This window comes from Methylocystis sp. SC2, assembly GCF_000304315.1.
GTDB lineage: Bacteria > Pseudomonadota > Alphaproteobacteria > Rhizobiales > Beijerinckiaceae > Methylocystis.
This window is the reverse complement of record NC_018485.1, coordinates 424,659-439,332: the sequence shown is the minus strand read 5'-3', so window position 1 is coordinate 439,332 and position 14,674 is coordinate 424,659. Positions and strand designations below refer to the sequence as shown.

Below are 14,674 nucleotides of genomic sequence, written 5' to 3'. Positions count from 1 at the left end.
GTGCGCCGATCATCAGTAGCGAGGAAACATCGGCGGTTCGAAGGGGCCGGGCTCAAAGCCGTAGAACTCTCGCGCGAACTGGCGCTGACGCGGAATCGGAGCGCGGAACTGTCCGCGCGGGCTCCCCAGAATTTCTCCGCTCTCCGTGACGACCACCCAACGGCCGCCGCGTTCCTGAATGGCCATCACTCGACCGACGCCTGGCACGACTTCGCCGGGCTCGACGCCGATCATGCCCCTGTCCGATTCGATAAGAGCTGCGCCATGATAAACGTCGCGCACCCTGTAGCCGCTGACGACTTTCGGCGCCGGCGCGATCGTCTGGACGGGCGTCATGTCGACTGTGGCGTTTTCCTTCCCGGCCGTGCGCGCAACTTTGGCCTGCCCCTTTTCGGGCGAACGCGACACGGGCGCAGCTTTCGCGGCGACCGCAGCAGCCTGGTTTTCGACGGCGGGCGGAGGGGGGCTGGCGGGCTGTGCGCGAAGGCTGTCGGCCTGTTGGCGTTTCTCTACGGCGTCCAATTTCGTGCGCAGCTCCTGCACTTCATCTTGAAGAGCGGCGATCCGACGCTTCGACGCTTCGTCCAGCACCGGGATCGTGACCTGCTGGGGCGCCTGCGCCTCGGCCTTGCTCGTTTCCGCGTCCTTTGAACGGTCGGGCGCATAGAAATGCGTGGCCGCAAGTCCGGCAAGACCGATCAACGCGGCGATCAGACCATAGCGGACCGGCCGAGCGCCGCGGCGGTCGATGACGATCTCCACCGGCAGTTTTGCCGGCGGGCCGTTCCTTTTCGGCTGAGGCGGCTCCGGGGGAATGATGAGGTCGTGCATGCGTATAAACCCACCTTCGGAATAGGGCGGAGATTTTGTACATGCGCCTGAATCGCGGCGAAATGGCGTCGATTCACGCGTCCCGCCGCGCCTGATGCGGAGGCGGTCCGGGCGTCCGATGAGAGCGTCGCCCGGCGTGAATCGCTCAAGGATTATTTATAGGGAAAGGGAGCAGGAGGAGGCCTGTCGAGCGGCGGCGGGCCCGGCGAGGCCGTCATCACCGTAAAGAGTCGCTCAAAGAAGCAAGTCGAATCATAGGGCTCCACGCCTCTATTGCACTCAGGCTGGGGAATATAGAGCGGAGGTTGCAGGTGATCGGAGAGGGCGAGGCAGACAGGGTCGATATATGGTTTTCCGACGCTGTCCGTGACGATCGGATGGCCGCATTTATCCAAAGGGGGCGCCGGCTCTGCGCCCGCCGGGATGGGCGGAGGAACCGCATGCTTCTGCTTCGCATCGGCGGCGGAGAGCGCGACGGCCAACATCGCAATGGCGAGTGCGCCTCTGTTGAATCCGGCGCATACGCTTCGGCGCCGATTTCGGCGGCGTAGCGCTGCGTCCGCGAGACGAGTGCTTTTCAACGAGATCCTCACGATGTTCCTCTCGAAATTCCGTGTCGGTCAGTGCGGCGTCGCCGTTCTTGGTTCGATCCAGCCTTATAGCCGATCGCCTCCTCGCCGACACCTTCGTCGACATCACGTCGGCGCGCGGATCCGGCGAGGGCAGGGCGCCAGCGGTTTAAGGACTTGGCGCGCGGAGCGCGACTTCGGTTTCGTCTAACCCCTTATCAACTAGGTATTTTCCACAGGTGGAGCACTGCCGCGTCGAAGGCTAGGAAGAACCCGTTGATCTAAACATTGCGGCAATCACAACAGTTGCAGTGGGCTGCGGCTCGGTCTCATTGATCGGACCGAATATCGCGGCGTATGTCTAGGGCGAGACGCGGGCCGTCTCGCCCTTCTTTTTTGATGCGCGCGTAAGCGTTTATACAATTGTTTGTTTTCACGCGCGCCCGCCGGAGCCTCCGATTCAGTCCCCTGTAGCGCGGCGTCGGCGCCGATGCTGGCGTCCGGCAAGAAAGCGAGTCGGCCTCATCCCGCGCGCGCCTCATCAGGCGCGATCATTGCGTGCTCGCCCATTGCTGCATTGCCTAGTTTCGTGGCGCCAACTGCGCTCATGAAACAGTCCCGAATCGGGGAACTGGCGTTGCAGCAATATTCTAGAAACAAACCAGTCGCATCTAAGTCACTTGGCAAAGTGGTCAGTCACCATTCAGTCGCAGTTCGCTGTCGTTAAGCTGGAGCGAATTGACTGTTCCCTTCCCTTGCGAATGCGGCGGGCCCTCGGGCATGAGTCTGTTGAGCGACAAACTGGACGTAAAACGAGCGCTGGGTCTCATGAACCGTTTTGCTTTGAGCCGGCGCGAAATCTGCAGCGCCGCAATGGCCGCCGCATTGGTCCTGTTCGGCACGCTGATTTATCGCTTCGCTACGGAGAGGATTTTCTCCCGCCACGAGACAGGGCCGCTGCAAGAAGGGCGACGCGCGCCGCCGCTCTTGCGCAAAGGTAAAACGATCTTCATTCCGGCCGGTTCGCCCTACCGGAGTCACATCGCCGTCGCCCCGGTCGAAACCCGGAACGTCAGCCTGAGCCGCATCGTCCCCGGCGCGGTCGAAGCCGATCCGGCGCGGACGGTGAGAGTTTTGGCGCCCGTCAACGGACGGGTGAGCGAGCTCAACGTCGAACTGGGCGACAACGTAAAGAGGGGCCAGCCGCTAGCGACCATTGATTCAGGCGATTTGGCGCAGGCGGTGGCCGATGCCGAAAAGGCCCGAGCCACCGCGAAGCTGACCAAGAGCGCGCTCGATCGCGCCACGGGACTGAATAAGGCGGGCGGTCTCGCGCTGAGAGAACTGGAGCAGGCGCAGAACGACTTTCTGCAGGCGACGTCGGAATTGAAGCGCGCCGAAGCCCGGCTCGACGTGATTGGCGACAACAGCAAGCTCACGGGCCAGCGGAAGATCACCCTCAATGCGCCGATCGACGGCACGATTACGGCGCTTGATACGGCTCCTGGCGATTTCATCGACAACACCACATCGCCGATGATGACCATCTCCAATCTCGATCGCGTATGGGTCACCGCAAGCGTACAGGAGAAAGATCTCTCCTTTGTGCAGAAGGGGGAAAGGGTCGAAGTCTCGCTCGTCGCCTATCCTCGCGAAATCTTCGTCGGCAAGGTCGAGATTATCAGCCAGTTGCTCGAGGCGGACACGCGCCGCAACAAGGTGCGCATCGCGTTCGACAACCCGAACGGCATGTTCAAGTTGAACATGTTCGCGACCGTGCGCTTCTTCTCGCCGCCGTCGCAGCGCGTGGTTATTCCCCCTTCGGCTCTGATGATGGTCAACGATGCGTCGAATGTTTTCCTCGAGGTCGCGCCATGGACCTTCGAGCGGAGGCCCGTCGACCCCGAAGCCGACATCAACGGCGGCGCGGTTGTCGAGGGACTTAACGCCGGCCAGCGGATCGTCGTGCGGGGCGGGGTGCTCTTGAATGATTGAGCGCATCGTCGAGTTTTGCCTCAGGAACCGCGCCGGCGTGATATTGGCGACGGCGATCATCTTCGCCTGCGGCGTCTATTCCTGGACACAGCTCAAGATCGAAGCCTATCCCGAAATCGGCGACGTGACGGTCATCGTCACGACCAAGGCCATGGGCCTTGCCGCCGAGGAAGTGGAACAGCAGATCACCGTTCCCCTGGAGCGCGCGCTGGCGAGCACGCCAGGCTTGCTCACGATCCGCTCGACCAGCACCTTCGCGTTGTCGCTTATCACCATGGTGTTCAAGGACGGCGTCGAGGACTATTGGGCGCGTCAACGCGTGTTGGAGCGCATCGGGCAGGTGTCGCTTCCCGCCAACATTCAGCCGGCGCTTGGACCTCTGACGGGTCCGACGGGAGAAATTCTCAGATATACTCTCGAGTCCGACGCCAAGAATGTCGAAGAACTCTCGGAGATCCAGCGCTGGATCGTGATTCCGGCGCTCAACCAGGTCCCCGGCGTCGCCAGCGTCGCCAATTTCGGCGGCGTCACGCGTCAGTTTCAGCTCCAGCTCGATCCGGTCGCCATGCAGCGCTATGGGCTCGGACTTACGGACGTCACCAACTCCATCGCTGCAAACAGCGCCAGCGCCGGCGGCAGCCGCATCACGCGCGGCGAACAAGCCTATGTCATTCGCAGCATTGGCCTCGTCCGCACCAAGGAGGACCTGGGAAACATTGTCATCGCCGAGCATGGCGGCGTCCCCGTGTTGACCCGCGACGTCGGGACGCCGCGGTACAGCGCCCAGGAACGCGAAGGCATGCTGGGCAAGGACTACAACTCGAACGCCATTCAGGGCGTCGTGCAGATGCTGAAAGGCGAGAACGCCACGGTCGTTTTGAAGGCGCTGCACGATCGGATTGACGAACTCAATGCGCAACTTGCGCCCCAGGAGGTAAAAATCGTTCCCTACATGGACCGCAATGAGCTCGTGCAGCTCACGGTCTCGAAGGTTGCGCACACGGTGACGGAAGGCATCGTCCTCGTCGTGATCGTGTTGATGCTTTTTCTCGGCAGCCCGCGGAGTTCGCTGGTCGTGGCCGCGACAATTCCGCTGTCGCTGGCCTTCGCCTTCATCATGATGAACTTCACCAAGCTGCCGGCGAATCTTCTGTCCCTCGGGTCGATCGACTTCGGCATTATCGTCGACGGCGCGATCATCGTCACCGAATCGATTCTCCGGCTGCGGGAGCACAATCCCGATCGCGAGCTTCGGGTCGAGGACGTTCAATTCGTCGTCGGCCAGGTGGTGCGGCCGATCTTTTTCGCCACCGTCATCATCATCGCCGGTTACGTGCCGCTCTTGGGACTGGAGCGCGTCGAGGCCCGACTTTTCGCGCCGGTCGCCTATACGATCGCCTACGCTCTGATCGGCGCCCTGCTGTGCACGCTGATGCTCGTGCCCAGCCTTGCCTATATGGCGTTGCGCTATCCCTCGAAGCCCTTTCACAACCGCGCGCTCGAATGGATGGAGGCGCGCTACAAGGAACTGCTCTATCGCTGCTTGCAGCGACCGGCGATCGTCTATGTCACGACAGCGGTCGGCGTTTGGGGAGTCGTCATGGCCGGCGGCGCGGTGGGACGCGACTTTCTTCCCAATCTCGACGAAGGCTCGCTTTGGCTGCAAGTGCAGCTGCCCAGCGGCATATCCTTCGAAAAAGCGTCCGACATGGCGAGCGATTTACGTCGCGCCGTGATGGAGTTTCCGGAAGTCTCCTACGTCATCACTCAGATCGGCCGGAACGACGATCGCACGGACCCCTGGACCACGAGCCATATCGAGGCGCCCGTTGGACTGAACCGCTACGACTCCTGGCCCGAACGCGAGACGAAGGAACAATTCATCGCCAAGCTGACCAACCGCCTCAGTAAGCTTCCAGGCATGGACGTCGGCGTGAGCCAACCGATCATCGACAACGTCAATGATCTCGTCAGCGGCGCTCACAGCGCCATGGTGGTCAAGATTTTCGGTGAAGACCTCAAGGAGACGCGCCGCATCGGCAATGAGATCGTCGCCGCTCTGAAGACGGTGAAGGGCACCACGCAGACGTCGCTTGTGCAGGAGCCGCCGATTCCGCAGATCGCCTTCCATATCGATCGCGCCGCAGCCGCGCGCTACGGCATCAATGTTTCCGACGTGTCGAACATGATCCAGATCGGAGTGGGCGGCGCCCCGATCGGACAGATTTACGTGAACGACCGCAGCTACGACATGACGGTGCGCTTTCCGCTTCAGTCGCGCAGCAGTCCGGAAGAGCTTAGCGATCTTCTTGTGAAGGCCTCGTCGGGCGTGCAGATCCCCTTATCGGCAATATCAAAGATCTCGTTGCAGAACGGGGAAAGCGCCATTTCGCACGAGAAAACCAAACGCGTGCTGACGGTTCGACTCGACTACGCCGACCGGGATCTCAGCTCCTATCTTGCGGAGGCGCAAAAGAAGGTCGCCGAGACCGTTTCGTACGACAAGCAGATGAACAGCGTCGTTTGGAGCGGAAAATTCGAAAATCAACAGCGCGCGCAGGCGCGGCTCTCGATCATCGTCGGCGTCGTGCTGCTGTTGATGCTGCTGATCCTTTACATTGGCTTCGCCAAGCTGCGAAACGCGCTGCTCATTCTCGGGGTGGTGCCGCTGTCGGCGCTCGGCGGTCTCGTCGCGCTGATCATGACGCGAGAGACGCTGAACGTCGCGACGGGCGTGGGATTCTTGGCGCTTTTCGGCGTCGCGGTGCAAAACGGCATCATCATGGTGTCGCATCTCAATCGCGTCACGGCGGTGCATGTCGCGTCAGCGCGCGCGCGCCGGCTGGGCGCGGACGCCGCCGGCGGCGAAAGCAGCGGCGATGAGCGGGCGAACTTTCGCGATCAGGTTCTTGAAGGCGCGGCGGAACGTTTCCGTTCCGTGCTGATGACGTCGGCCGTGCCGATGGTGGGCATGCTGCCGGCGGCGCTGGCGACAGGCGTCGGCAGCGACGTTCAGCGCGGCCTCGGCACGGTCATCGTCGGCGGACTGTTGGCGGCGACCGGTTTGATCCTCTTCGTCATTCCGACGTTGCATTTTGTGATCGAGCGCTTCGTGGAAAAGCGCGCGAGCGGCAGCGCCAACGAGATCCTACGAGTTTGATCATCCGGCGCATGGGCAAGACGAGCGACATCTGCAGGCAAAGACCCGGCGCCGCGTCCGTCAGGCGCGTCGCGACTCTTGCGTGGCTCGCCAGTTCGCTCGCCGGTTGCATGGTCGGCCCTGACTTCGTCCAGCCGCTTGGCCCGAACGCGCCGCATTTCACGCCGGAAGGGACGGCGTCCCCTGGCTCGGGCCAGCGTTTCGTCGAAGGACGCGACATTCCGGCGGATTGGTGGGCGCTTTATCGCTCAAAGCCGCTCGACACGCTCGTGCGCGACGCGCTGGAGCACAATCCCTCGCTCGAAGCGGCGGAGGCGGCGATTGGCGTCGCTTATTTCAACGCCGAAGCGCAACGCGGCGCGCTTCTGCCTCAGGTCGGGATCCTCGCCAACGAAAGCCAGAATCTTCAGTCGAACAACCGCGCGCTCAGCGCCATCAACCAGTCGCTGTTCAACCAGTTCTACCCGAGCCCCTACAACATCGTCACCGGACAGGCGACCCCCAGCCCCGCGACGAACAATCCAAACGCGCCTTACGGCCTGTTTCTGAAGCAGCTCTCGATCAGCTACGCGCCGGACATCTGGGGACTGAACCGACGAACGCTGGAATCGCTTGAGGCGCAGACCCAACAGGCGGGGTTTCAGTTGGAGGCGGCGCGGCTTGCGCTTACCTCGAATGTCGTCGTCGCCGCCATTCAAGAGGCGTCGATCCGCGGACAGATCGAGGCGACGAAAAACATTATTACGATCCTGAAGGACTCGCTCGAAATCCTGAACCGGCAATATTCATTCGGCTCGATCGCCAAGGCCGATGTCGTTGCGCAGGAGGCGGCGCTCGCGCAGGCGGAGCAGGCGCTGCCGCCGCTTGAAAAGCAGCTCGCGCTTCAGCGCGACCTCCTGACCGCGCTCGCCGGCCGGTTTTCCTTTGACGAGATCGAACAGAAATTCAGGCTCTCGCAGCTGACGCTGCCCGGAACAGTTCCGCTGAGCGTGCCCTCGACGCTGGTCGCGCAACGCCCGGACATCCGCGCCGCGGAGGCCAATCTTCATGCCGCGACCGCCGCGGTCGGCATCGCGCGCGCCAACCGGCTGCCGAATATCACGCTCTCGGCCAATCTCGGCGCCAGCGCCTTTCATGTCGCGCAGCTCTTTGCGCCCGGCACAGGCTTCTACACGCTCGCCGCCGGCGCCGCGCAGCCGCTTTTCGACGGCATGACTCTGTTGAACAAGGAACGTTCGTCGGTCGCGGCGTTGGAGCAGGCGGACGCGCAATATCGCAGCACGGTCATCAACGCCTTTCAGAACGTCACCGACGCGCTGCGTTCCCTGCAGGCGGACGCCCGAGCGGTCGAAACCGCTCGCAAGAGCGAAGACGCCGCGAAGCGCAGCCTTGATATCGTGCGCATGCAATTGAAATACGGCCAGGTCTCGCAGATCGCCGTGTTTACCGCACAGCGGATCTACTTCAGCGCGTCATTGTTGCGCGTGCAGGCCGAGGCGACGCGTCTCGCCGACACCGCGGCGCTTTTCATGGCGCTCGGCGGCGGCTGGTGGAATCGCGCTCCGGACATGCCTCATTAGAGCAGGCTCCGAAAAAGTTGACAGACTTTTTCGATGAGAACCTGCTCCACCGTTTTTGATTTTGGGCGATTCCTTATCGATCATATGATTCGATGTGATCGGGAAGCGCTCTAGGGTGACCGGCGCGAGCCCAAAGCCAAGTGAATCGGGTGTTGGCGCCATCGAAACTCATGCCCTGCAGCCGAACACGCCGCCGGCGCCCTGCGGCTGTTAGGGTGGATGGTATTTACAGTTCGACGCGACGTCGGCGGCGCGTGGATCGGCCTCAGTTCTTTCTTGCCGTCGGCGCGCTGGGTCCCGCGTGCTTGAGCGGCGCCCGCCGTCCCGTCATAGATTCGGGGAGCGTATAATGGGGAAGGTTGCTCTGCGGCGGGCGCGGCAGAGATTGCACATGAGTAGGTCGCGCGGTGGGCTGCGCGGGGACATCATTGTTCGAGATCACCTCGCCGACGCCGATCAGCGCATATAGAGCCGCGCCGATCGCCGCTGCTTTCCCATAGCGTGGCCGGATCAGCGCTTGCGGCCACAGCGCGAGTAGCGCGGCGCCCAGCGCCGCGCCGCCGAGAGCGCCGCCAAAATGGCTTGCGTAATCAATCTTGCCACCACCGGGCGCAGTGAGAAGCGGGATCAGCGAAGGCACGAGGGTCTGCGCCGCCGTCGTCACCATCAGCGCCCGCATCCGACCCGGCGGAAAATGCCGGCTCGCCAGCGCCGTCGCCGCGAAGAGCCCGACGATGCCTCCCGACGCGCCGACGCTGACGAGATTGGGGGGATTGAACGCCAGCGACATCAGCGATCCTGCAATGGCGCTGCCGGCGAAAACCGCTCCGAACCACCCCGAGCCAACATAGCGTTCAAAACGCACGCCGACGATCCACAGCGCAATGCAATTCAACAGCAGGTGTTCGAAACTTGCGTGCAGCAGCGGCGCGGAAAATATGCGCAGCCATTCTCCTTGGTCGACCGCCAGTCTGAAGACGCCGCCAAATTGCACCAGCGTCTCAATCGAAGGCGTTTTCGCGTCGCCTGACGAACCTTTGTTTGCGCCAAGCTCGGCGAAATAAATCAAGACGAGCAGTGCGGTTAATCCCGCTGTGACATAGGGGAAAGTCGTGGCGTCTTCGCTTTGCGCCTCATGCGCCTGCGCCTGCGCGGCGAAATTGGCCTGGCTCGCATCGATCTGACGTAAATGCGAGTTTTCAGGCTGATCTGCTTTGGCTTCGTTCACCTGCGCGATGAAGGCGTCTACGAATCTGGCCTCGTCTTTGGGAGTCGAATTGAGCGGGATGGCGAAACGCGCCGCCGTCTTTCCCCGCAGGAATAGCGCCCAGCGGGTGAAGCCCTTCCAACACATATCGTCGGCGACGTCGGGATAAGGCGTCACACAAAGGACGCGGGCGCTGCCGCGGTCTATATATTCGCAACTCTGCACGGCGCTCCATGGAAGCACGCCGTCATAAGCCGCAGGACAAGTGACGCCTTCGTTCGTCAAAATGGCTGTGGCGCGCCGGGCCGCGATGAGCCGACGTAAGAACACCAGGCCGCCCAGCCCGAAAAAAACGACAATCATGATTCCGAATGTTGCGTCGGGTTGTCCTGGTCGCGGACTTGCGAGCATCGCCGCGCCGATCGTGGCGAAAAGCAGGCTGATGAGAAAAAATCCCAACAGCCGGCCGCGTGATTCGCGCAGTGTGAGGAATGTTTGGTCGGTTTCAATTTGCACCACAGGCGCGGCCTGCTGCGTGGTCGAGACCATTCCTATTCTTTCGATGCAATTCCGTTAAATGAATTTCGGCGAAGCCGTCGTCGACTTGGCGTAAGCTTGGTGCCGGTTGCAGGATTCGAACCCGCGACCTACTGATTACAAATCAGTTGCTCTACCAGCTGAGCTAAACCGGCCCGTGGCGTCATCGAGGCGCATCGCGCGACTTCTCTATGCGTCCAAGCCGGCGGAGAGGTCAATCCCGCGTCGGGCGCTCACCCGAGCCTCATCCCAGCCCCACGCTCACCCGAGCCGGGTCGTCACGACGCTCAACGCCGCGGCGCAGGCGTTCGACACGTTGAGGCTCTTGATCGGCCCGGGAAGATCGAGCCGCGCCACGGCGTCGCAGCGTTCGCGCGTCAGGCGCCGCAATCCCTTGTCCTCGGCGCCGAGAACCAGCGCCAGCGGCTTGGACAGCGGAATGATCGAAAGCGATTCGGCGCCGTCCGAATCGAGTCCGACGCGGGCGTAGCCGTGATCGGCGAGTTCGTCGAGCGCGCGCGCCAGATTGACGACGGAGACGATCGTCGTGAATTCCAGCGCGCCGGAGGCCGCTTTGGCGAGCACGCCGGAAAACTCCGGACTATGCCGTTCCGTGACAATCACCGCGTCGACGTTAAAGGCGCAGGCCGTGCGCAGGATCGCGCCGACATTGTGCGGATCGGTGATCTGGTCGAGCGCGAGCACGACGCCGCTGACGCTGACGATGTCGGAAATGTCCGCCTCCGGCAGCGGCCGCGCTTCGAGCAGCAGGCCCTGATGCACGGCCTCGGGACCGAGCCGCCGCTCGAGATCGCGCGCGTCGACGAGGCGCGGCTCAAGCCCCGCCGCCCGCGCGAGTTCGTTGATGCGCGGCAGCGCGGTTTCGGTCGCGTAAAGCGTCAGCAGCTTGCGCCTGCGCGCGGTCAGCGCGGCGCGCACCGGATGCGCGCCGTAAAGCGTGACAAGGTCGGGCGCAGCGGAGCGGAACGGGCTGCGCGTCTCGGATTGAGCGGCCGCCGCGCGCCGGCCCCTCTCATGCGCGCTGCGGTCCCTGGGCGGGGGCCGGCGGGTCATCTAAGCACGGCCGTCTTGACCCACCATCCCGGATGCTGGGCGCGAATGACGCCGGCGGCGCGCACAGCCTCGCGCCGCGTCGAAAACAGCGCGAAGCATGTCGCCCCCGAGCCGGACATCCGCGCGAGCCTGCAGCCGCGGGCGCCGCGCAACAGGGCGAGCGCGTCGACGATCACGGGCGCCTGCAGACAGGCGGCGTCTTCGAGGTCGTTGCGCCCCCTCGCCAAGGCCGCAAGGAGTTCTTCCGCGCTTGGCCGGGCGGCGACGTCGGCATGCGCGGCGTCTTCGCGCGTCGCGCCGGGCCGCAGTCCGAGCGCGGCGAAGACCGGGCCCGTCGCCACCGGCGCCCCGGGGTTGATCAGCACGGCCGGCAGGAGCGGCAGGCGAATCGGTGCGCCGAGAATCTCTCCGGCGCCGCGCATCATGCGCGCCCTCGCCTCGAGGCAGACCGGCACGTCCGCGCCGATCGCGCGCGCGACCTCGATGATGCGCGGGTCGTCGGGCGCGAGATGATTCGCCTTGGTCAAAAGGCGCAGCGCCGCGGCGGCGTCCGACGAGCCGCCGCCTATGCCGGCCGCGACAGGCAGGCGCTTCTCGAGTCGAAACCGGCCGAGCCGCAGGCCCTTGATCTCTTCGGCGAGGCGCCGTGCGGCGCGCAGCACGAGATTGTCGTCGCCGGCGCCGGCGGCGGAGGAGGTGGGGCCCGAAATGTCGAGCGACAGCGCGTCGTCCGGCGTGAGGGACAATGTGTCTCCCGCGCCGGAAAAGGCCACGAGGCTTTCGAGCGCGTGATAGCCGTCTTCCCGACGGCCGAGGACATGAAGCGTGAGATTGATTTTCGCGGGGGCGCGCGTCGTCAGCATCTAACCCCGGTCTCCGCAGTGGGGGCGAATTCGCGGAGCGCGTTGAATTGGAGCGGGCGAAGGGATTCGAACCCTCGACCCCAACCTTGGCAAGGTTGTGCTCTACCCCTGAGCTACACCCGCATCCGTCGCGCCGGCTGAGCGTGTCGCCGAACCGTCGCGGCGTCGTTATGCCGGAAACGAATTTGCTTTGCAACTGGCGCGACGCGCCCGCGTCGACGCTCCGGAAGGGACGGCTCCCGGAGCGTCGCGCGACGTCACTCGATCATGCGCGCCGTATTGCCGGTGTTTCCGGTGATGTTCGCGCTGTCAGGCGAGATCCAATGCGGCACCCAGGTCAGAGCGACGATGACGAAAGCGGTGAAGCCAATCAGATACATGAGGATCTTGCCGACTTCGCCGTCGTGAACATTCACGGCCATTTGCCTCTCCCATTTTATGTTGTTCGGCTTTCGCCGGAAGGACAGGGACGGCGACGGATGATGCAGCGATGAAAACCGTCGCCGTCCACCAGGACAGCTACAGGGGGACTGCCATGGCTGGGCGTAGTCTGCGGAAACGGTTCATGAAAACAAGGACCACAGACAGTATTTCTGTTGGTCAAATACTTGGTATCATAAGATTTATACTTGGTGGACCCAGGCGTCGCCCGATGCGCCGTTCGGCGCGCCCGCGTGTTATCAAAATCTCCGCCGTCGCCATTGGCTCAAACCGAAGGGTTCGCCATGTCCGAATCTCTGAGCTATGAAGAGATCGTCGATCTGCTGGCGCTCGAGCCCAACGCGACATGCGGCTTTGTCCGCATCACCTATACGAGCAGGCTGTTCTTTGGCGCGGACGCGTTGCCGCCGCCTTTCGCGCGCAGCGGGCCAGCGGGTTCAGCGCTCTACTTTCTGGTGACGCCGCACGCGCCGGTTCGGCTGCACCGAATCCGCAACGATCAGCTCTATCATTACTACCTGGGCGATCCGCTGGAGCTCTTCATGCTGCATGGCGACGGCTCAACCGCGCGCGTGGTGGTCGGACCGGATCTGCGCGCCGGCCAGAGCGTTCAGCTGCTGATTCCCGGCGACACTTTTCATACGGCGCGGCTTCTGGGCGGCGGACGCTGGTTTTTCGGCGCCAGCACCGAATGGCCGGGCGTCACGCCGCAGGACGTTGAAATCGGCGATATCGATCAACTGGCGTCGAAATATCCTGGCGTGGCGACGCAGATCCGCTCGATCGCGGAGTCGGTCAAGGACGTCCCGCCAACCGCGGTCCGGCCGCGATGACTACTTGCATTCCTGCACGGCGCGGGCGAGCGCGTCCGACAATCCCTTGAGCGAATAGCTGTCGGTGGTGCTTGTCCCTTTAGACGAAGCGGCCTTGACGATGAGCTTGGCGCCGCCGCGCATCGCGCCGACGAATTCGCGCTCCCGCGCCTGATCCTTCACCCAGGCGTTGGTTCCCTTGGTGATCAATTCGTAGCTGTCGCCGTCGATGTCGGCCACAGCGGCCGAGCCGTCCTTGGTCGGATAGCCCAGATTGATCGCGACCTCGTTGTGGATATTTTCCGCGGGCCGCGTCGAGATAAAAATATAGGCGGAGGCGTCTTTGAGCTTCGCTTTCGGCGTCCGCTCTTTCGGCTGCCCAAGCGCATAGCAGGTCCTGTTGCGGCCGCTCTGCGCGGCGTAGGCGCCCCATTCCCCATAGCTGCCGAGCTGCTCCGGCTTGTCGGCGCCTTTGTCCGCCGGCTTCTCGGCTTTCTCGTTTTTGGCCGGCTTTCGCTTTTTGGCGTTTGCATCCTCGGCCGGGGCGTCTTCGGCGCCCGGCTTGGGTTTCGCTTCGGCGGCGTTGACGGCGAAGGCGATCGCCAGGCCGATGGCGGCGACAGCGACGAGAAGACGGGAGCGCGTGCGAGAATCTCTAAGCATAGGCTCAGATTTTACCGAGGACAGCGGGCGCGAACAAGAGCTTCAGCGCATTCTCGCGACCCGGCCGACCGGAGCCTAGCCTTGTTTTCGAGCCGCCATCAAGTAATTGACGTCCGTATCGTGGCTTTTTCGCCAGCGTCTGGTCAGCGGCTGGAAGCTCATCCCGACACGATCGATTTCCCGCATGCCGCCCTGACGCACCCACGACGAGAGTTCGTCCGGGCGGATGAATTTGTCATGGTTATGGGTGCCTTTCGGCACCCAGCCGAGCACATATTCGGCGGCGACGATGGCCAGCAGATAGCTTTTCGTCGTCCGGTCGATCGTCGCCAGAAAGAGCAGGCCGCCGGGCTTCAGCAGCCGCCCCAGCATGGCGACGAATTCCCGGGGCCCTTCCACATGCTCGATGACTTCGAGCGCCGCCACGGCGTCGAACTGCTCGCCGGCCGCGTCGAGGTCTTCGGCGGTTATATTGCGATAATCAATGTCCAGCCCGGAGGTTTCGGCGTGCCGTTTCGCGATGGCGATGTTGTTGGGCGCGGGATCGACCCCGGTCACATGCGCGCCGAGCTGCGCCAGCGACTCGCTCAATATGCCGCCGCCGCAGCCGATATCGGCGATGCGCACGCCCGCCAGCGGTCGGTCTCCGGGCGTGTTTAGCGCGCCGGCGTCATGTCGGATGAAGCGGCGCACGTGATCGCGGATATAGGCGACCCGAATGGGGTTGATCTCATGGAGAATCCCCATCTTGCCGTTCTTGTCCCACCAAAGTTCGGCCAGGCGGTTGAAACGCGCGACGTCTTCGGGATCGACGCTGGCGGAGTGGGGAGCGGAGCGTTGGGGCAAGAGGGAGCCTCGCGAAATTTTTGAGAAGTTACTTCCCCTGTCCTCGTCCTTCGAGGACGCCGCCTGCGGCGTCTCCTCAGGATGAAGTCAGGGGAA

11 protein-coding genes and 2 tRNA genes are annotated in these 14,674 nt (G+C 63.3%); 4 read left to right on the top strand and 9 right to left on the bottom strand.

Annotation, left to right across the window (positions count from 1 at the left end; all coding sequences use genetic code 11):
* Positions 1-12: 12 nt before the first annotated feature.
* Positions 13-831, bottom strand: coding sequence for a hypothetical protein (locus tag BN69_RS02045; RefSeq protein ID WP_014889878.1), 819 nt, complete (start codon positions 829-831; stop codon positions 13-15).
* A gap of 1,397 nt (positions 832-2,228) precedes the next feature.
* On the opposite strand from BN69_RS02045, the gene BN69_RS02040 reads away from it, so the two are divergent.
* The 3 genes from BN69_RS02040 to BN69_RS02030 are packed head-to-tail and all read left to right on the top strand — an operon-like array spanning position 2,229 to position 8,135.
* A complete protein-coding gene (locus BN69_RS02040) occupies positions 2,229-3,395 on the top strand; it encodes an efflux RND transporter periplasmic adaptor subunit (protein WP_041927091.1) in 1,167 nt (388 codons plus the stop codon).
* Positions 3,388-6,555: an efflux RND transporter permease subunit gene (locus tag BN69_RS02035; protein WP_014889874.1), complete on the top strand. Its 3,168-nt coding sequence runs from the start codon at positions 3,388-3,390 to the stop codon at positions 6,553-6,555. The genes BN69_RS02040 and BN69_RS02035 overlap by 8 nt, the downstream gene beginning before the upstream one ends.
* Entirely contained in the window at positions 6,552-8,135 is a 1,584-nt protein-coding gene (locus BN69_RS02030; RefSeq protein ID WP_244435014.1) for an efflux transporter outer membrane subunit, read from the top strand. Before BN69_RS02035 ends, BN69_RS02030 begins: the two co-directional genes overlap by 4 nt.
* Before the next feature lie 265 nt (positions 8,136-8,400).
* Here the strand turns inward: BN69_RS02030 and BN69_RS18325 are convergent, their stop codons facing one another.
* The 6 genes from BN69_RS18325 to BN69_RS19550 form a co-directional block, all read right to left on the bottom strand.
* Positions 8,401-9,891: a rhomboid family protein gene (locus BN69_RS18325; protein ID WP_014889872.1), complete on the bottom strand. Its 1,491-nt coding sequence runs from the start codon at positions 9,889-9,891 to the stop codon at positions 8,401-8,403.
* Between the two features lie 67 nt (positions 9,892-9,958).
* Positions 9,959-10,034, bottom strand: a tRNA-Thr gene (locus BN69_RS02020).
* Between the two features lie 106 nt (positions 10,035-10,140).
* Positions 10,141-10,953, bottom strand: coding sequence for a TrmH family RNA methyltransferase (locus BN69_RS02015; protein WP_014889871.1), 813 nt, complete (start codon positions 10,951-10,953; stop codon positions 10,141-10,143).
* Positions 10,950-11,816: a 4-(cytidine 5'-diphospho)-2-C-methyl-D-erythritol kinase gene (locus BN69_RS02010; protein ID WP_014889870.1), complete on the bottom strand. Its 867-nt coding sequence runs from the start codon at positions 11,814-11,816 to the stop codon at positions 10,950-10,952. The genes BN69_RS02015 and BN69_RS02010 overlap by 4 nt, the downstream gene beginning before the upstream one ends.
* Positions 11,817-11,864: 48 nt before the next feature.
* Positions 11,865-11,939, bottom strand: a tRNA-Gly gene (locus BN69_RS02005).
* Between the two features lie 134 nt (positions 11,940-12,073).
* Positions 12,074-12,238: a hypothetical protein gene (locus tag BN69_RS19550; RefSeq protein WP_014889869.1), complete on the bottom strand. Its 165-nt coding sequence runs from the start codon at positions 12,236-12,238 to the stop codon at positions 12,074-12,076.
* 303 nt (positions 12,239-12,541) lie between these two features.
* Here BN69_RS19550 and BN69_RS02000 point away from each other — a divergent pair, with 303 nt between their 5' ends.
* The gene (locus BN69_RS02000) at positions 12,542-13,090 is read left to right on the top strand and encodes a cupin domain-containing protein (RefSeq protein WP_014889868.1); all 549 of its coding nucleotides are present in this window, start codon (positions 12,542-12,544) and stop codon (positions 13,088-13,090) included.
* On the opposite strand, the gene BN69_RS01995 is transcribed toward BN69_RS02000, so the two are convergent.
* Together BN69_RS01995 and ubiG are read right to left on the bottom strand one after the other, a co-directional pair.
* The gene (locus tag BN69_RS01995) at positions 13,091-13,732 is read right to left on the bottom strand and encodes an invasion associated locus B family protein (protein ID WP_014889867.1); all 642 of its coding nucleotides are present in this window, start codon (positions 13,730-13,732) and stop codon (positions 13,091-13,093) included. It abuts the gene before it with no gap.
* Positions 13,733-13,807: 75 nt separating this feature from the next.
* Positions 13,808-14,578: a bifunctional 2-polyprenyl-6-hydroxyphenol methylase/3-demethylubiquinol 3-O-methyltransferase UbiG gene (ubiG, locus tag BN69_RS01990; RefSeq protein WP_014889866.1), complete on the bottom strand. Its 771-nt coding sequence runs from the start codon at positions 14,576-14,578 to the stop codon at positions 13,808-13,810.
* Between the last annotated feature and the right edge of the window lie 96 nt (positions 14,579-14,674).